The 18,976-nt window shown below is 41.4% G+C and carries 18 protein-coding genes; 10 read left to right on the top strand and 8 right to left on the bottom strand.

The features are described from left to right. The first annotated feature begins 57 nt into the window (after nt 1-57). From CSV68_RS10300 to proS, 4 genes are all read left to right on the top strand, one after another. Entirely contained in the window at nt 58-1,332 is a 1,275-nt protein-coding gene (locus tag CSV68_RS10300) for a sensor histidine kinase (protein ID WP_233192901.1), read from the top strand. Further along, entirely contained in the window at nt 1,329-2,204 is an 876-nt protein-coding gene (locus CSV68_RS10295) for a response regulator (RefSeq protein WP_099634277.1), read from the top strand. The genes CSV68_RS10300 and CSV68_RS10295 overlap by 4 nt, the downstream gene beginning before the upstream one ends. Nucleotides 2,205-2,302: 98 nt before the next feature. Continuing rightward, entirely contained in the window at nt 2,303-3,592 is a 1,290-nt protein-coding gene (locus tag CSV68_RS10290) for a cation:dicarboxylate symporter family transporter (protein WP_099634276.1), read from the top strand. A 159-nt stretch (nt 3,593-3,751) separates the two neighbouring features. After that, nucleotides 3,752-5,188: a proline--tRNA ligase gene (proS, locus tag CSV68_RS10285; protein ID WP_099662068.1), complete on the top strand. Its 1,437-nt coding sequence runs from the start codon at nt 3,752-3,754 to the stop codon at nt 5,186-5,188. A 415-nt stretch (nt 5,189-5,603) separates the two neighbouring features. Here the strand turns inward: proS and CSV68_RS10280 are convergent, their stop codons facing one another. Next, nucleotides 5,604-7,796 (bottom strand): DNA topoisomerase III, encoded by a 2,193-nt coding sequence (locus tag CSV68_RS10280; protein ID WP_099662067.1) that lies wholly within the window; start codon nt 7,794-7,796, stop codon nt 5,604-5,606. 297 nt (nt 7,797-8,093) lie between these two features. Between CSV68_RS10280 and CSV68_RS10275 the strand changes: the two genes are divergently transcribed. Continuing rightward, nucleotides 8,094-8,531 (top strand): GatB/YqeY domain-containing protein, encoded by a 438-nt coding sequence (locus tag CSV68_RS10275; RefSeq protein ID WP_099634273.1) that lies wholly within the window; start codon nt 8,094-8,096, stop codon nt 8,529-8,531. Nucleotides 8,532-8,582: 51 nt separating this feature from the next. On the opposite strand, the gene CSV68_RS10270 is transcribed toward CSV68_RS10275, so the two are convergent. After that, a complete protein-coding gene (locus CSV68_RS10270) occupies nt 8,583-9,185 on the bottom strand; it encodes a hypothetical protein (RefSeq protein ID WP_099634272.1) in 603 nt (200 codons plus the stop codon). A gap of 404 nt (nt 9,186-9,589) precedes the next feature. Here CSV68_RS10270 and CSV68_RS10265 point away from each other — a divergent pair, with 404 nt between their 5' ends. Continuing rightward, nucleotides 9,590-10,831 carry an acyl-CoA dehydrogenase family protein gene (locus CSV68_RS10265; protein WP_369823517.1) on the top strand — a complete coding sequence of 414 codons (1,242 nt, stop codon included), beginning with the start codon at nt 9,590-9,592 and terminating at the stop codon, nt 10,829-10,831. A gap of 261 nt (nt 10,832-11,092) precedes the next feature. Here CSV68_RS10265 and CSV68_RS10260 read toward each other — a convergent pair whose 3' ends face one another. Together CSV68_RS10260 and CSV68_RS10255 are read right to left on the bottom strand one after the other, a co-directional pair. Next, on the bottom strand, nt 11,093-12,610 hold the full coding sequence (locus CSV68_RS10260) for an ABC transporter permease/substrate-binding protein (RefSeq protein WP_099634271.1): 1,518 nt from the start codon (nt 12,608-12,610) through the stop codon (nt 11,093-11,095). Then, entirely contained in the window at nt 12,603-13,553 is a 951-nt protein-coding gene (locus tag CSV68_RS10255) for an ABC transporter ATP-binding protein (RefSeq protein WP_099662066.1), read from the bottom strand. Before CSV68_RS10255 ends, CSV68_RS10260 begins: the two co-directional genes overlap by 8 nt. Nucleotides 13,554-13,720: 167 nt before the next feature. On the opposite strand from CSV68_RS10255, the gene CSV68_RS10250 reads away from it, so the two are divergent. From CSV68_RS10250 to CSV68_RS10240, 3 genes are all read left to right on the top strand, one after another. Beyond that, nucleotides 13,721-14,752, top strand: a complete 1,032-nt coding sequence (locus CSV68_RS10250; protein WP_099662065.1) for an ABC transporter permease — start codon at nt 13,721-13,723, stop codon at nt 14,750-14,752. Between the two features lies 1 nt (nt 14,753). After that, nucleotides 14,754-15,431: an ABC transporter ATP-binding protein gene (locus tag CSV68_RS10245; RefSeq protein WP_099662064.1), complete on the top strand. Its 678-nt coding sequence runs from the start codon at nt 14,754-14,756 to the stop codon at nt 15,429-15,431. Between the two features lie 171 nt (nt 15,432-15,602). Then, nucleotides 15,603-16,232 (top strand): alpha/beta hydrolase, encoded by a 630-nt coding sequence (locus tag CSV68_RS10240; protein ID WP_099634307.1) that lies wholly within the window; start codon nt 15,603-15,605, stop codon nt 16,230-16,232. A 76-nt stretch (nt 16,233-16,308) separates the two neighbouring features. Here the strand turns inward: CSV68_RS10240 and CSV68_RS10235 are convergent, their stop codons facing one another. The 3 genes from CSV68_RS10235 to CSV68_RS10225 form a co-directional block, all read right to left on the bottom strand. Next, nucleotides 16,309-17,220, bottom strand: coding sequence for an EamA family transporter (locus tag CSV68_RS10235; RefSeq protein WP_483315676.1), 912 nt, complete (start codon nt 17,218-17,220; stop codon nt 16,309-16,311). A 155-nt stretch (nt 17,221-17,375) separates the two neighbouring features. Continuing rightward, on the bottom strand, nt 17,376-17,615 hold the full coding sequence (locus CSV68_RS10230) for a hypothetical protein (protein ID WP_099662062.1): 240 nt from the start codon (nt 17,613-17,615) through the stop codon (nt 17,376-17,378). Between the two features lie 16 nt (nt 17,616-17,631). Then, nucleotides 17,632-17,937, bottom strand: coding sequence for a DUF3243 family protein (locus CSV68_RS10225; RefSeq protein ID WP_483315675.1), 306 nt, complete (start codon nt 17,935-17,937; stop codon nt 17,632-17,634). A gap of 157 nt (nt 17,938-18,094) precedes the next feature. Here CSV68_RS10225 and CSV68_RS10220 point away from each other — a divergent pair, with 157 nt between their 5' ends. Continuing rightward, on the top strand, nt 18,095-18,565 hold the full coding sequence (locus tag CSV68_RS10220; protein ID WP_099634265.1) for a YflT domain-containing protein: 471 nt from the start codon (nt 18,095-18,097) through the stop codon (nt 18,563-18,565). A 98-nt stretch (nt 18,566-18,663) separates the two neighbouring features. On the opposite strand, the gene CSV68_RS10215 is transcribed toward CSV68_RS10220, so the two are convergent. Next, the gene (locus CSV68_RS10215) at nt 18,664-18,873 is read right to left on the bottom strand and encodes a CsbD family protein (RefSeq protein WP_099634264.1); all 210 of its coding nucleotides are present in this window, start codon (nt 18,871-18,873) and stop codon (nt 18,664-18,666) included. Nucleotides 18,874-18,976 lie beyond the last annotated feature (103 nt).

Genomic DNA, 18,976 nt, shown 5'->3' with positions numbered 1-18,976 from the left:
ATGTTTTTCTGGTTGCTATAATACGTGTACGATTACTTATTTATTAGGAGCAGAATGATGAATATAAAATTAATGTGGCGCCATATATATCAATCGGAAGCGGCTAGAATTGCCTTTATTGCGATCTTGACAGCTCTGACCGGCGAGTTGAAAGTGATGCCGTTTGACGACGAGATGTTCCGTTTTGCGCTGGGCGGTATAGTATTCTTTTTATTGATTCTTATTTATCCACCTGTTTCTATCTTGCGCACAGGATTCGTTACAGCCGTTACGGTAGTAGTATTTCGCGTAACGAAGGAACTATGGCTTGGTGTTGATTTGCTTGAGAGTTTACAAATGCATGTACCTGTCTTTTTGTTTTACTTTATCGTGGCGGTCGGCTGGCATTTCGTCGGTCTTGAAAAGTATAAATCTTTACCACTTCGACTGGGTGCATTGGCTTTCGTATTTGAAGTAGTGAGCAACACATCAGAGCATGCACTGCGTAACTGGTGGTTACATAGTTCACTGCTTAATGGTAAGGAGTGGGGGATTCTAGTGGGGGTCGCATTATTGCGAAGTTTCTTCACGGTGGGATTATATAGTTCTGTGGCAATATCAAAAGAGAAGCAGCGTGTAGAGGAAATGCTTGGAGTAGGTTCTGAGCTATACGCGGAAGCATTGTATTTACAAAAGTCCATGAACCATATAGAACAAATCACTGCATCGAGTCATGATTTATACCGCAAGCTAAAAAAAGAGAATCAACCGGAACTTAGCACCCAAGCGTTACACATTGCGCAGGAAATCCATGAAGTGAAAAAGGATTCTCAGCGAATTCTGGCAGGGTTATCAAAGTGGACAACACGGCAACAAGTAGAAGTGTTTTACCTGTCTGATTTACTCAATATGGTCGTCACTGCGAATGAAAAGTACAGTGAAATGATCGGTAAAGAATGCACGTTGGAAACAGTAATTGATGGGGATCTTCAAACAGGCCAACATGTCCCTTTGCTCGCAGTATTGAACAATTTGACAGCGAATGCAGTGGAGGCCATTGAAGAAAAAGGTCAAGTACTCATTACAGTCGAGAGAGATGAAAAGTCGGTGCGCTTTAGTGTATGTGACACCGGAAAAGGAATTCCTTTTGAACATGAAGACATCATATTTGAACCAGGGTATACGACGAAATTTACGGATCAAGGAACAGCAGCAACAGGTATCGGATTATCGCATGTCTGTGCAATTATCGAAGCGATGCAAGGTACAATTGTGGTAAAGCGTCTCGATCAAGGACTGAATGTACTAGTGGAAATCCCTATGGAATCCATTATGGAGGAGATAGAAGCATGAGATATTTTATCGTAGATGACGACAAAGCAAGCCGTGTAATGCTGAAAAATATATTGGCAGAGCAAGAAGGGATTGTGATTGGTGAGGCGGAAAGTGGAGTGAAAGCCATTCCTCAAATACTTTCTCTTGCACCAGATGTCGTATTGATCGATTTATTGATGCCTGAACTTGACGGGATCGAAACAATTCAACAGTTGAAAACACAAGGCTATAATGGACAATTCATCATGCTAAGCCAAGTAGTGAACAAAGAAATGGTGGGCGAAGCCTATCAAGTCGGTGTCGAATTCTTCATACATAAGCCGATCAATCAAATAGAAGTACAAAGTATCGTGCGACGTACAGCGGAACAGTTACGCCTGAAAAACTCCTTATTGACGATTCGGGAATCACTGGCGCAATTCGGTTCTGTTGAACAACCTAAAGCACAGCAATCAGTGAAAGATATTGTTCTAAAGAAGCTACATGATATGGGAATCTTCAGTGACAGCGCGAGTCGCGACATCGTAGCCATCATGGAAGTCTTGAATGAGCAGCGGGCTATTCAATTACCGCCTCTAAAGGAACTATATGAAGCTGCGTTGACAAAACTGGGTGTGCCAGATGGAGACATCTCCAAAGAAAGTAAGGCGATGGAGCAAAGAATCCGGCGGTCCATCCTTACAGCAATGGAACATTTAGCATCGCTTGGCGCGGTAGATTATACAATCGATGAATTCGAATACTATGCCCCACGCTTCTTTGATTTCCAAGAGATTAGTCTGAGAATGAAACAGATTCAAGAAGAAAGTATCGACATCAGGCCAGCCAAAGTGAACAGTAAGAAGTTTCTGCATGTGTTATATATGGAAACAATAGAAGGACGAAAATAGTTTTTGTAGGATGTTGTAGAATTTTGTAGGGCCCCCGTAAGATATGAATAAGTTACTGAAAGAAAGCGTTTTCAGAGAACATCTAAGGGGGATTATCGATGAAAAAGATATTTAAATTGTCTTTGGCTTACCAAATATTAATTGGATTGGTTTTAGGTATTGCAGTCGGTGCAATCTTCTATGGTAATCCTAATGTAGAGAGATACTTACAGCCAATCGGCACGATGTTCATCAATATGATTAAAATGATTGTGGTACCTATTATTATTTCCACGCTAGTAATCGGCGTTGCAGGTACAGGTGATATTAAGAAATTAGGTAAACTTGGCGGTAAAACGCTTTTATATTTTGAAATTGTAACAACGATTGCGATTATTGTTGGTCTTATGTCAGCAAATATTTTCAAGCCAGGTGAAGGCATCGATATGTCTTCTCTTGAAAAAGGTGACATCTCGCAATATGTAGAAACGACAGAAGAAGTGCAAAATGGCGGCTTCATGGATGTGTTAGTCGGCATCGTACCAAGTAATATTGTAGACTCGATGGCGAATGGTGATATGTTGCCAATCATTTTCTTCTCTGTGTTATTCGGATTAGGTGTAGCGGCAATCGGGGAGCGCGGCAAACCGGTACTGGATGTTTTCCAAGGAGTCGCAGACGCAATGTTCTGGGTAACGAATATGATTATGAAATTTGCACCGTTTGGCGTATTCGCGTTAATTGGTGTAACGGTATCTAAATTCGGTTTAGAATCACTCATTCCGATGGGTAAATTAATGGTTCTTGTATATGCAACGATGATATTCTTCATCATCGTCGTGTTAGGTGGGATCGCGAAGATGGTTGGCGTGAATATCTTCCACTTCATGAAGATCTTGAAAGACGAATTGATTCTAGCGTTTTCTACGTCTAGTTCGGAGACGGTGTTACCGAAAGTGATGGAGAAAATGGAGAAGTTCGGTAGCCCGAAAGATATCGTATCTTTCGTAGTGCCAACAGGATATTCATTTAACCTAGACGGATCTACTCTTTACCAAGCATTGGCGGCTATGTTCATCGCACAAATGTATGGCATTCAGTTGAGTATTATGGAGCAAATCACGTTAGTGTTAGTGTTGATGATTACGTCTAAAGGGATTGCTGGCGTACCTGGCGTTTCATTTGTCGTGTTACTTGCAACGCTTGGCACAGTAGGGATTCCGCTTGAAGGTTTAGCGTTTATCGCGGGAATTGACCGTTTGCTAGATATGGCACGTACGGTAGTGAACGTAATCGGAAACGCACTTGCAACGGTGGTCATGTCGAAGTGGGAAGGTCGCTTCGGTGAGGATACTGTGAAAGTAGAACGCGAACCACAATTTGTCTTTGCAGAAGAAAAATTAGTGTAATCGAAGGCTGTCCTCTTCATTGAGGGCAGTTTTTTTATGGAATTTAAGAGGTTAGACATGCATTGTGACGGCATTCAATTGTAGGAATGCTTGATTTGTTATATGATTAACAGTATGGAATAACAAGAGTGCGGTTTTTACTAAGGAGGAAATGAAGTAATGAGCAATCAGCAAAATGATTTTACGAAATGGTATATCGATACAATCCAGAAAGCGGATTTAATGGATTATACACCAGTGCGTGGATGTATCGCGTTTAAACCGGACGGCTATGAAATCTGGGAGCATATTCAGGATGAAATGAATCGTCGCTTTAAAGAGACGGGTCACCGTAACGCTTATTTCCCTATGTTAATTCCAGAGTCATTTTTCGAAAAAGAAAAAGATCATATCGAAGGATTTTCTCCAGAATTGCCATGGGTAACAGAAGCCGCGGGCGAGAAATTGGAAGAACGTTTGGCGCTACGTCCAACGTCTGAAACGATGATTGGTCATTTGTATTCTGACTGGATCAAAAGCTATCGTGACCTTCCTGTACTGATCAACCAGTGGGCAAACGTATTCCGCTGGGAGAAAAAGACGCTACCATTCATTCGTACGTCTGAATTCTTGTGGCAAGAAGGACATACTGCACACGTAGATGAAGAAGAAGCACGTCATGAAACGATGCAAATGCTGGAAATCTACAAAGAAGTTGTTGAAGAATTACTTGCGATTCCGGTATATGATGGTCAGAAAACACCGTCTGAGCGTTTTGCGGGTGCAATTGATACATTCTCGATCGAAGCAATGATGAAAGATGGTAAAGCAGTACAAGCCGGAACTTCACATTATCTCGGCACAAAATTTGCAGAAGCATTTGATATCAAATACTTAACTAAAGAAAACAAGCACCAGTTCGTGCATACAACATCTTGGGGAACGTCAACACGCTTGATCGGCTCTGTTATCATGGTCCATGGTGACGAGCAAGGTCTTGTGTTGCCTCCACGCGTTGCACCGACACAAGTCGTGCTAATTCCAGTTGGACCTTGGAAGAAGAATCCTGCAATAATGGAAAAACTGGATGAAATCTATGCAGAGTTAAAATCTAAAGGAATTCGCGTACGTTTAGACGATTCGGATCAGTCTCCAGGTTTCAAATTTAACGAGTACGAATTAAAAGGTGTCCCGGTACGTCTAGAACTTGGACCACGTGATCTTGAAAATGATCAAGCATTAATGAAAGCGCGTGACGGTGGCGAGAAAGTGGCTGTTAGTCTGGCTGAAGCTGTAGCTAGCATCGAGCAAGAACTACAGACGATGCAAAAGCGTTTGCTTGAAAATGCTCGTGTGTTCCGTGACGAAAATTCTCATACGAACATCGATACGCTAGATGAGTTGAAGAAGCATATTGAAGAGAGTGCGACTAACGAAGTAACTCCAGGCTGGATCCTTGCAGGCTGGTGTGGCGATGATGCATGTGAAGAACATGTCAAAGATGAAACGAAGTTTACGACACGTAATATTCCGTTCAATCCACCAGCAGAGAAATCCGCTTGTATTAATTGTGGAAATGAGTCGAAGCATACGGTTTGGTTTGCGAGAGCTTACTAATAGAAAAAATCAAAAGCTGTCCCACGAAAACTTCGTGAGACAGCTTTTTTGGTGATGTTAAGTTGAAATGCTGTAGAGAGTGAGTTTGTGAGTGTGATGGGATGGAAGCTCCAGCTGGGGACGCTTTCCGGAGGGCGTGGCTTACTTAAATGCAACTTATAAAAGTGTATACTCCTAACGCTACGCTTTTACTCGCAAAAGCCGTCCTTCGCTACCGCTCTCGCTGATCCTCCCCGAGTCGCCCCAGCTACCGCTTCCATCCTACGTTGATTATGGAGGTACTTAGATCGCTCACTGTAGGTTGCATGTGAATTTTGGTTATGTTTTGACTAATTTAAGTTCAAGTACTGAGGTTCAGAGTAATTACAATACTAACTTCAATGCCCAACACAAATATCAGCCTATCCCTCTGAAATTAGTCGTCCAGTTTCAAACCTTTCAATGCATCTGCGAATGGGTTGTTTACCGGTTCGTCTTCGTCGTTCTTCTTCAAATACTTCTGCACATCGCGCTTGTTCACTTTGCCTTTTGAATCCTTCTCGCGTCGTGCCTTGAATACCGAGAGCTTTTCGCGGTATCCGCACTTGCATGTAAAGATCTGTCCTTCACCTTCACCGCGCAACTCCATCTTCTTCTTACACTGTGGACAACGTGCGTTCGTGACGCGAGAGACATTTTTACGGTGGCCACACTCACGATCCTGACAAACGAGCATCTTGCCATGCTTACCGTTTACTTCAAGCATCGGCTTCCCACAGTCAGGACATGTTTTCGTGGAAATGTTATCATGTTTAAACTTTGCTTCACTCGCTTTAATCTCTGAAACAATTTCTTTTGTATAGCCTTTCATTTCATTAATGAAATCTTCTTTTTTCAGTTGACCTTTGGCAATCTGCTCTAACTTCAGTTCCCATTCAGCTGTCAGTAAAGGAGATTTCAATTCATCCGGTACTAATTCGAGCAACTGTTTTCCTTTGTTCGTGACGTGGATATCTTTCCCGCGTTTTTCAATCAGGAAGGAGTTAAAAAGTTTGTCGATAATATCAGCACGTGTTGCGACCGTTCCGAGTCCGCCTGTGGATTTCAATGTGTCAGCCAATTTTTTATCCTGTGTGCCCATATATTTCGTCGGGTTTTCCATGGCGGATAATAAAGTAGCTTCATTGAATCGGGCAGGGGGCTTCGTTTGTCCCGATGTTTCTTTAATAAGTTTAATGTCGAGCTTATCGCCTGCAGCGAGTTTAGGTAACAGTTGTTCTTTCGTATCTTGTTCAACTTCTTCTTCGTCAAATTGATTATTGTAAACTTCTTTCCAACCAGCAGATAAAATCGTTTTACCGCGTGCTGAGAACCGTTCATCTGCTATTTTTGCATGAACTGTTAATTGTTCGTATTCATGTGCTGGGAACAGAACAGCTAAGAAACGTTTGACAACCAGATCATAGATTTTTCGCTCGCGATCAGACAATTTATCAAGAAATACGATTTCTTCGGTCGGAATGATTGCGTGGTGATCAGATACTTTGCTGTCATCAACGAATGATTTACTCGTTTTGATTGGTTTCTTTAGTATTTTATTCGCAAGTGTACGGTATTCACCTATACCCACTGTTTTCAAACGCTCAGGAAGTGTTGCAACGAGGTCGCTTGAAAGGAAACGTGAGTCGGTTCGTGGATAGGTTAGTAATTTATGCTGTTCGTATAATTTCTGCATAATGTTAAGTGTATCTTTTGCTGAGTAGCCGAACATTTTGTTGGCGTCACGCTGTAATTCAGTTAAATCGTACAGACCAGGTGAGAATGTTTTTTTTGCTTTCTTCTCGACATTTTCAATTACCGCTTGTTTCCCATCGACCTTTTTGACTATAGCTGATAGTTTGTCACGGTCAAATGAACGAGTATCGCTTGTTTTTGCATCTTGCCAAGTCAGTTTTAGTTTCGAGTCAGATTGCGCTTCGACACCATAAAATGTTTTGGGGCGGAAGGTATTAATCTCTTCCTCACGCTGTGCAATAATTGCGACGACAGGTGTTTGTACACGTCCGCAGTTAAGCTGTGCATTAAACTTGGTTGTTAGTGCACGCGTAGCATTCAGACCGATATACCAATCGGCTTCAGAACGTGCGACTGCTGCTTCAAATAAATTTTCATACGCTTTACCTGGTTTTAACTGCGCGAAACCATCTTTAATTGCTTTGTCCGTGACGGATGAAATCCATAGTCGTTTGATTGGCTTCTTAACCTTCGCTTTTTCGATAATCCAACGAGCAACTAATTCTCCTTCACGTCCAGCGTCTGTACCGATAATAATATCTGAAACATCCGTGCGAAGCAGTTGCGCTTTTACGGCATTGTATTGTCTACTCGTTTGTTTGATGACCGTAAGTTTCAAGTCCTCGGGCATCATCGGCAGATCATCGAGTTTCCATGTCTTGAATTTCGTATCATAATTTTCTGGGTCAGCAAGCGTCACTAGGTGTCCGAGCGCCCACGTCACGATATACTTATCGCCTTCTAAATAGCCGTTACCTTTTTTATTGCAGTTCAGCACACGGGCAATATCCCGTGCTACGGAAGGTTTCTCCGCCAGTACTACACTTTTTTTCATATAATGAACTCCTTTTTTACATACATGTCGAAAAACTCCCCCAACAGATAAGGTTTCGGACCTTATGCTATATGAAGGAGTTACTTACTAAAAAGTGTAAACCAGAGCGGAAGTTTCGTCAATTAAGGCGGACGTATACGTTTTGTGAGTTCATTAAGAGAGATATAGAAGATGCAAAGCGAAAAGTAAAGCTGACCTCGAAAAAGAGATCGGTATTTCAGACGGAGTAAGAATACAAGACTGAACGTATGACTTTTTTGTATACTGTAAGTAACACTATAGAAACGAGGGATTTCCATGTCAGAATTAAAAGATCGTTTAATGGCCGATATAAGAACAGCGATGAAGGAAAAAGACACAATGAAGAAGGGTGTCATTAATTTATTGCGCGCAGGTCTACAAAATGAATCGATTGAATTAAAGCGCGAACTGACGAAAGAAGAAGAAATCAAAATCGTTCAGCGTGAGCTTAAGCAAACCAAACAATCGCTCGATGAAGGTCAAAAAGCTAATCGTGAAGACATCGTGGAAGCAGAAAAAGCGAAGATTGCGATTGTGGAATCTTATTTGCCGAAACAGATGAATGTGGAAGAAGTAAAAGAATTGATTGCTTCATTAGGTATTTCAAAAGACGCGTCAATGGGTCAGACAATTGGCGTTGTAATGAAGGAAGTGGCTGGTCGTGCGGAAGGAAAGACAGTTTCGCAGGCAGTTAAAGAGTATTTACAGAATTGAATTATGAATAAAGAACTGGACGACAAGTAGTGAACTTGTCGTCCAGTTTTTTTATTTTTCAAATGAAGCCCGTAAAACGTATACTACGTCGTATTCTTTTAATTCATCCAAGTATCCTTCTTTTTGTTCGTAGAAATCGGACGACAATGTGCTTGTTGGCGAACCTTCTGTTGTAGATGTGTAGATGATACCCGCCAACAACATATTATCCGATAGAAGTAAACCTTCTTGTGGATTGGTATTAAATAAAGTGGCCATGTCCTTCAATGCCTTCAGTTCTTCTTGATTACTAACACTTGCAGCGCCCTTAGCGTCACTAACACTTGCTGAGAATAATAGTTCTTCTTCGAGTGTTTGTGTGACTGTCAACACGATGCTACCCTTCGTTGACTCTCCGGGCATTGGAGTGGATAGCTCGCTGATCGGTTCTGCAACTTTCTTCCCTTTTTTGTATTTTTCTACCCAAAGAGTAACCTTTTTATAGTTTTGATCGGCTGTATAATCAAAGACAAATGCAGTATTAGCAGCTGTTTCAAGTATTTGTTTTTCACGATCTGTAAGTTCAGGTATCGTCAATTTATTCGTGTCGGTTGCTGCACATGCACTGAGAAATAATAGGCAGCTTAAAATCGTTATACTCATCCATCTTTTCATCGCATACGCCTCCTTCTCTTTATAATTTATTATAGCATTTTACCGTACTGCCCGTAATACTTGCGTGTTTTTATAGCTTTTAATATAAATGTGTCTAAATTTATCAAATAAGTAATATTTGAATAAAAAAGTGATTAAGGTTCGGATGGATATTAAGGAATTGAAATGACTGTTACATCATATGCAGTATAGTGTTTTCAATGTTTTATGCATTTTATTTATGAGAGAACGCTACAAATATTTATGATAAATTGAATGGATTCATTAGATATTTTATTTTAATTTAAAATAAAAAAGGTAGTTATTTTATGGATCAATCTTTACTATTTAATAAAACGTGATAATGTTGATAGAGAACAGCCTGCTTGCTTGCTAATAGAAAAGTAGGTAAATGATAAAATGGAGTGGTAATTTTGGTAAAAAGTGCTATGATGGAAAAACAAAAACAACAAGATGGAATTATGCAAATTCCTGAATGGTGGACTTGTCCAGAAGGGCATGAAGAATTACAAAAAGCTGCACATGCGTTAGGCAAGAAAGAATTGCTGCCGCGTGCACTTATTTCTGATCAAGAGAGAAGTTATCCACGTGAAAGTTTACGTGAAGTTGCGAAGTCTGGTTATTCGGCTGTTACCATCCCGGTTGAAGCGGGTGGTCTGAAAGACGGATTCACAGCATTTGCAGTACTTTCCGAAAGCTTTGCGCATTATTGCCCATCTACGACGATGTGCTGGGTTATGCATATGACTACAGCGCATACGATCTATGAAGCGGGAACAGAAGAACAGCGTCAGCGTCTATTACCACGCTTGCGTGAAGGACAAATCGGTGGCCTAGCGTTTAGTGAAAGAGCGACAGGGGGTCACTTCTGGAATATCGGTAGTAAAGCGATACGAAATGTAAATGGTTATTTGCTTGACGCTGAAAAGTCATTCGTTACAAGTGGTGGAGAAGCAGACTTTTATTTAGTTGCAACGACATCTCCTGAAACAGATAATCCGGATAATTTAATGTTTTTATTGGTCGAAAATGATCAGCCGGGAGTTGAAGCATTCCCGTTCGATGCAATGGGATTACGCGGAAACGCAAGCGGTCCGATGAACTTTAAAGATGTGCAAGTAGCTCTTGAAAACCGTATCGGTGGCGAAGGTGGCATGGGTTATTTCAACGACAACACGATTGATCCTCTATTCTTACTAGGTTCAGCAGCTTGTTGGGTTGGTATTGCACAAGGTGCTTTGAATATGGCAACAGATGGTGCTAAACGCAGAGTACACGCGGATACGGGATCATCCGTTACAGATTACCAAGTCATTCGTCATGAGTTGGCGAAGGCGCAGATCAAAGTGGATAGCGCACGTAGTATGTTGTATCGTACAGCAGAAGCGCTAGATCGTTGCAATAAAGAAGGTAAAGAATTATCGGAGTGTTTATATCCATTATGGCAGCTGAAGACGCATGCAGCAGATATGGTAATTGATGTTACCAATTCCGCGTTGCAAGTGTCTGGTGGCCGTGGATATATGACAGGTCAGGTAGAGAAGTTCGTACGCGATGGACGTGCTGGTGCTATTATGGGACCAACAAACGAAGTGCTGCGTGAGTGGATCGGCCGTACAATGATCGAAGTTCCTTGGATGGATTAATTAAATCAAAACAAAACAGTCACCGGCAGGGTATATCTGCAGGTGACTGTTTTGTTTTGATATTTTGTAGTGGGTAGAAGAGTGTTGTGCGCTTTCGCTCATTAATTCGTATTAAGCGATCATAGTGTTCGGTCAACCGCTCTAAGACAGTGTCTGAGTGCTCTATCAGCACGCACGACCGCTCTATCATGCTCCGTAGGCGATCATACTGGTCGTATAACCGCTCAATACGTACGGCGGTCGGTCACGCCACCCACACGTTTACTCCAACAAACCTTGTTCTTTCAAAAATGCCTCTGCTACTTCTTTTGCGTTGGCACCTTCCGCATTTACTTGATAATTCATTTCACGCATCTCATCATCTGTCACGATTCCAGCGAGGCTGTTTAACGCATCCTCAAGCTCTGGATACTTTTTCAGCGTCTCTTTACGAAGTAATGGTGCGCCTTGATATGGAGGGAACAGTTCTTTGTCGTCTTCAAGAACGGACATTTCGTATTCTCGTAGTTCGCTATCTGTCGAATAGGCATCCATCAAATTGATCTCGCCTGCTTCTATTGCCTGATAGCGTAGCTTCGGTTCCATCGTTTGGATAGAAGGGAACGTGATGCCATAAAGCTTCTGGATGCCCAGGTATCCATCTTCACGGTCATTAAATTCGAGAGTGAAGCCTGCTTTCACGGCTTTCTCGACTGCGGCCAGATCAGATATTGTTTTCAGTCCGTACTCTTCTTGGAATGCTTTGGAGACAGCAAGTGTGTACGTATTATTGAAGGACATTGGTGTTAGGAGCGTCATAGTAAATTGTTCATCTAGTCCTTTTCGTGCTTGCTCATATACTTCATCACGATCATTGCTGACGGCTTGCTCTTTCAAGAATTCAGAAATAGCGGTACCCGTAAATTCAGGATACAAATCAATACTTCCCGATCTCAGGGCGTTGAAGACGAAGGACGTTTTACCGAGGCCCGGTTTTAATTCGACGGACAGATCGGTTTGGTCTTCGATTAGTAATTTATACATATTAATCAGAATTTCAGGTTCTGCGCCAAGCTTGGCTCCGATGACTATTTCATTTTTGGAGTTACCTCCTATAAATGGTGCCGCAATCATCAAGACAGCCGCAATAATGAAAATGGCAAATGCGGTAATAGCTTTTCTGAATGAAAGCCCTTCGAATATCTTTAATAGGAAATCAAAGAAGAGCGCAAGTAACGCTGCGGGTATAGCACCTAGTACGATTAGTGAAGGGTTATTGCGATCAATTCCAAGCAATATCAAATCACCTAGACCACCCGCGCCAATCAAAGCAGCTAATGTTGCGGTTCCAACGATTAATACCATCGATGTGCGGATACCGGCCATGATGATCGGCATCGCAAGCGGTAATTCAACTTTCATTAGCCGCTTTCGTGTATTCATTCCCATTGCAGTCGCTGCTTCTCGAAGTGAAGGGTCGACTTCTTTAATGCCCGTGTATGTATTGCGCAAAATGGGTAGCAATGCATAGACTACTAACGCAATAATAGCGGGTATTTTCCCTATACCGAATAACGGAATCAATAGACCGAGTAATGCGAGAGAAGGAATCGTCTGCAATACAGCGCTTGCACCAATGACAGATTCCGCTATTTTTCGCCGGTTTGTCAAATAGATTCCTAGTGGAACTGCGATGACCACCGCAATTAATAAGGAGATTAATGAAATCTGAATATGTTCGATCAGTGCTTCCAGTAATTGACCACGTCTGTTTTGAAAAACATCTAGAAAATTATTCATTAGACGTTCCTCCCTTGAGCGATTGCTCCGCTAGAAATTGTAGAATTCCTTTTCGGGTAACCATTCCAATGACTTGTCCATTTTGTTTAATCGCCACTTGATCTTCAGAAGCTAAGAACTGCAAGAGTGGGCCCCATTCAGAATCAATTGGGATTGCAAAAGCTAGCGAAAGATCTGTTGGAATCTCTTCTATATGATCCTTAATGGAAAATGTGCGTGCTGCAGCGGATGCTGTGAACTCGCGCACGAACGGTGAAGCAGGTTTAGTTAGGATCTCTTGTGGTGTTGCAATTTGTTCAATCTTGCCCTGATTCATAATGCAGACACGATCGCCTAGTTTAAATGCTTCCTGTAAATCATGTGTGACAAAGACAATAGTTTTTTGAATTCGATTTTGTAATTCTAGCAAATCATCTTGCAACTTTAGGCGACTAATTGGATCTAGTGCGCTGAAAGGTTCATCCATCAATAGAATGTCTGGATCAGCAGCAAGTGCGCGCACGACACCGATCCGCTGTTGCTGACCGCCTGATAATTCATGCGGTTTACGCTTCCTGTACACTTCGGGATCTAACCCAACCATTTCAAGTAGTTCCGTTACGCGTGCACGGATGTCTTTCTTTTTCCACCCAACCAGTTCAGGAACAACTGCAATATTTTCCTCGATCGTCATATGCGGAAATAACGCAATCTGCTGTAACACATAACCGATTTGCCATCGGAGTTCATGGATCGGATAATCACTGATCCGCTTGCCATCGAGCCAAATTGTCCCTTTTGTCAGTGGGATCAATCGGTTAATCATCTTAAGTGTAGTTGTTTTACCACAACCACTTGGTCCGACTAGCACAAGAAACTCTCCACGTTCAATTTCTAAACTCACTGAATCTACGGCTAAACGTGACATGTCATAACTCTTAGATACTTCATCAAAACGAATCATCAAAATCCCTCCTTCGTTATTACAATTTTCACATAGTGATAGAAAAATAGGAAGTCATATCTCTTTTAAAACAGAATGAAAAAAGTGCATTGTAATGTATTGTTCATTCTCCGTTCATCTTCGCACGGTAAGATAAGAGTATAAAGAAAAACACGGAGGCAAACAATATGAAAATTGCATGGAAAGAAATGAAGAAAAACAAAACTAGATTCTTGATTCTCGGATCCATTATATTCCTCGTCAGCTTCTTGACATTTATTATTTCCGGACTGGCAAATGGACTATCCCAGGATAATGCAGCGCTTATTAAAGACTTACCGCAAGGGCAATTTTATTTAGATAAAGATGCAGATAAAGCCTATAATCTTTCGAAAATTGATGAAGGAGTTCAGCAACAAATCCTAATAGACCATCCTGAAGCAACTGCATTTTCGGTTCAGATGGGATTCGTCAATGACGAGGACGATAAACAGCATAGTCTGGCATTCGTTACCTCTACTGATTCAGCGCTGTTCGAAAAGGTCAAAGAAGGTGAGATTGTTCTGGATCGTTCTTTACAAGAAGATGGAATTCAAGTGGGTGACGTCTTAACGAATAATCAATTCAGTGGAGAATTCATCGTTAAAGGATTTGTTGACCAGCAAAAGTATAGTCACGCACCCGTTGCTTTCATTGACATGACGAACTACCAGGAAATTTATCGAGTGATGGAAATGCAAACGATTTTCATACCAGGTAAAGATGCACCCACACTTAGTGCATTAGATTCTTTTTCAAATAAAGAATTCTTAAATGCCATTCCAAGTTACAATGCAGAGCAGATGTCATTGAATATGATCGTTTGGTTCTTGGTCATTATTAGCGGTATGCTATTTGCAATTTTCTTCTATATGATGAACGTTCAGAAAATCGGATTGTACGGCATATTGAAAGCAATCGGTATGAAGACGATATCATTATTTAAGATGATTTGGTATCAGATGCTAGTTATTACCGCGATATCACTCGCGTTGTCCATTGCACTCAGCCAAGCATTTAGTTTGATTGCCCCTGAAGGCATGCCGTTCCACTTAACGATGGATACTGTATTAATGTTATCTGCAGTATTTATGGTGGTTGGTTTTATCGGTGCTACTATTTCAGGATTCCAAGTGAAAAATATTGAACCGCTTCAAGCGATTCAACAAGGAGAGATGTAATATGTCTGCCTTTATTATTGATGAAGTAAAGAAAACGTTTTCTAATGGAGAAGTTGAAGAAGAGATATTAAAAGGTGTGAATTTATCTTTAAAAGAAGGAGAAATTACTGCGCTGATCGGACCTTCAGGATCTGGTAAATCGACGATTCTAACTATCGCGGCAGGATTGCAAAAAGCATCCACCGGTGAAATTATGTTTGATGGAAAAGACATGACGAGGATGAGTCAGGAAGAGGTTCGCCATATTCGGGCGACAGACTTCGGATTTGTTTTTCAGTCATCTCACTTAGTCCCATTTTTGACGGTAGAAGAGCAACTGCAGTTGATGCTTGATGTATCAGAAACAAAAATGAGCAAAAAGGAACAGACTAATGCAATAGAAGAGATGTTGAAGTTAGTTGAAATGGAGCACCGCAAAGAGTCGTATCCTTCTTCCTTATCAGGAGGCGAGCGTCAACGTGTGGCGATTGCACGTGCAATCATCCATCGTCCAAAGATCTTATTTGCCGATGAACCTACTGCCAGTCTTGATACGAAACGCTCAAAAGGTGTGATGGAATTACTGCAGGAACTAACACGCACCTTAAAGTTGACGACATTGATGGTGACGCATGACGAAGAGATGCTACCGTATGTTGATCGGGTAATTACAATGCGGGATGGTTATATAGTGGAATAAAAGAGTTTACCAAACGCGTGATCAAATTAAAAATGGCATAATCAACTAGGATGAAGTATTAGCCAACCCAGAAATGAAACGAGCTGTTTAACACGTCTGTCGCATAAAGTGGCAGGCGCTTTTTTCTATGGTAAACTAGTGGCATAATGAAGAGAAAAGGGGAGAATGACTTTGAAATCACCATTTACTTTTACACATACAAAGCCAACGAATGCAGCAGAGAAACAATCTGCACTATTTTTACTTCATGGAATGGGGAGTCATGAAGGAGATTTACCACAACTAGTCAAAGACTTTAAAGATACCCATCATATTTTCAGTTTGAGAGGACCCATCGTTCATAAGCCAGGCTATGCATTTTTCACAATTGAAGAAGAAGGAAAGCCGGTTCGTGAAGTATTCGATAAAGTACTCGTCTACATCCAATCATTCATTCGCGAAGCCATCCAGGAGTATGATCTAGACCCCGAGCATTTGACGGTCATCGGTTTCAGCCAGGGAGCTGTACTTGCACAAGCATTGGGGGTAACGTTGATACCTTCACCCCATGGCGTAGTGGCACTTAGCGGGTACGTACCTGATTTCGTCAAGAATGAATACGCAATACAGTCTGTGGAAAATCAACATATATTCATTTCCCATGGTGACTATGATTACGTCATTCCATCCCAATCGGGAGTGGAAAGCAAGGAGTATTTCGAATCGCTCGGAGCAAATGTTACGTTTAAGACATATGCTGACGGACATGGCGTAACGCCAGAGAATCAGCAAGACTTGGTGACGTTTATACGTTCGCTATAATGATTTGGTCGGTATACAAAACAAACGAGACTTCACTAATCCAGTGAAGTCTCGTTTGTTTTATTCATTTTTCTGTTTACTCCGCTTGTCTTAACCGTAATCTCCTCTTTATCGCAAAACGTTGCAACATGGCAGGCCAAGTCATCCCGAATAACACTAGGAAAATGCCGAGAAACTGCAATAAAGTTAACCTTTCGCCAAGCAACAGCATCGAAGCGATAATCGCCACAGGCAACTCAACAGCACTTAAAATAGAAGACATACCCGCACCGACTTTCGGCACTCCGATTGAAAACAAGAAAATGGGCAGAACGATGCCGAACACACCTAAAATGGCACCATAAATCCATAAACCATCACCCAACATACCGTTCCATAAAATTTCTGGAGACTGGAAAAATGTAATAACAATGGCTGCGTAAAATGACATTAAGAACAACCGTGTCACTACATCCATCCCAGGCACTGGCTTCTGATTCGCTGTAACGAATGCCGCGAAACTAAAGGCGGCAGCAAGTCCCCACGCCCAACCTTGCCATGGAATCCCGCTTACATCGACGTCAATCAATCCAGCAGCTAAAATTGTTCCGCCGAATAGAAAGACAAGCGACACCACTTCAGATTGTTTGGGTAGACGCTTCGCTCCTATACATTCATACAGCATTCCGATCCATGTAAATTGAAAGAGTAATACGACCGCCAATGAAGCGGGCATGTATTCAACTGCTTTTCCATACACCGTCCCAGTAATCGCTGTGAATAATCCTGCAATTAAGACTGGAAAACTTCCACGAAGTGTCGGGACGCCACGTTTAACTAAGATAAAAATAATAAGTGCTAATAGAAAACCTGTATAATATTGGCTCGTCACTGCCTCTGAAGCGGTGAAGCCATCTTGAATAGCTAATTTAATAATCGTTGATAAAATTCCGTAACTTGCAGCTCCAAATACAACGAGCAGCGGATACATCCAGAGTTTCATCCGCATAACCTCCATTTCCGTCGGTTCATAGTATATCATGGAAATGAATATTCGGACTGCATAATAATTTCTGCATTTCCCGGGAAATATCGACAAGCACTGCAAATAAACGGGGAAAAGCTGTACAGTGAAGTTTTCACTGTACAGCTTTTATCGGTAAATCAGTGGGGTGCACCATAGTCGTTAGACGAGCTACCGCCACTAAAACGAGGGGAGTGGTTGATTTTTTCTTTCATAAGATCTTTTCGCTGATCAGGTAAAGAAATGGAGTCGACTGTTTGCATATCTTCATGCAAATCGAACAAACTAACTGTATTGGTCTGTAGATTTTCAGGATGTGTCTGAATCAAACGATACGTATTCGGATGATATTTTGGGCTTGGGTTGTCTGTTGATGCCACGTCTTATCGCCTCCTATTATGCTTGGCGAACCATTTTCAGAAGCATATGTGCCAAAGAATGTTGCTCCTCTTTAGAGCCGGAATCCCACAATTCCTGTAATAAGTATTGCTCACGGTTTCTCGGTTCCTCATGGCGTGATAAGTAATTGGCAATAAATTCAGTTGTCTTCGCCAATTGTTCATCACTCAATCCAAGATTTTCACCCTTTTCCACCTTTTCAGCAAGATACCCTTTAAAATGATTGAAGTTCTGCAAAATCTGCTCTTTTTTTTCTCCACCCATGTTTGAAGCTTCAGATTCCAGCTTCTTTTTTATATCCACTAATCAACCACTCCTTTTCACTGTGATACAAATAGCTTGTACAAGAAATGAAGAACTATGCATGGGAAGATACGGGCAAAGTATTTAGAATCATGTGTGAAGTCGTTCTTCAGTGGGTAGAAGTATAGCATAGTGTTCGTGAAAGGGAGGTGCGATAATGGCTAATAAACAATACGAGGGCACATTTCATTCAGTGGACAATGTCCTTTATAAAATAACTGAACTGGAAGCGAAAGGTTTTAAGAAACATCATATGTGTGCGGTCTCTAATGTGCGGGATGATCTAAAAGTATTGGAAAGTGATTCTGAAATTGAGTTAATTGGTATTCAGGAAGGATCGTTTTGGGATCATACGCGTCGTTTGTTCAATAGTAAAGATGAAATGCTGACGATCTTTATTAAAATGGGTTTTACAAAACAGGAATCCAAGACATTTTATAATGATTTAAAAGAAGGCGGGATCGCGTTGTTTGTCGATCAACTGACAGATGAAGAACGAGCGCGGTCCATAGATCCACATGATAGTGCTCAACAGCAAACAAACAGCGGAGAAAATCTGGATAGCAATTCGAATGAAGAAGGCAACCCTATTCCAAATAGTCCGCGAATAGGTACAGACCAGTTATGAAAAAGAAGGATCTCCCATCGTAATGGAAGATCCTTCTTTTTATATGCCTATATAAACCCAGCCTGCTGATTGAGCAACAGACTGGGTTATCCCACATATTATTTTCCTGGGTGTGCTTCGTCGTCGCTGAAGTGTTCTTTCGCTTCACCGATCTTTTCTTGTGCAGCGCCTTTTGCTTTGTCCCATTTACCTTCAGCTTGCATTTTAGTGTTGTCAGTTAAATCGCCTACGGTATCTTTTACGCTACCTTTAACTTTGTTGCCAATTCCTTTTAATTTATCTTCTGTACCGTGATCTTTGTTACTCATATTATCTCCTCCATTTCGTTTGTTAGTATATAAATACCCACTTTCAAAAAGAGAAAACATCCGAATTAATGTCGGAAAGATTACTAAGGGAATGAAAAACCGG

It is taken from the genome of Sporosarcina sp. P29, from assembly GCF_002743265.1.
Taxonomy (GTDB): Bacteria; Bacillota; Bacilli; order Bacillales_A; family Planococcaceae; genus Sporosarcina.
Note: the sequence above shows the minus strand (reverse complement) of the source record. Positions and strands in the feature narration are given on the sequence as shown.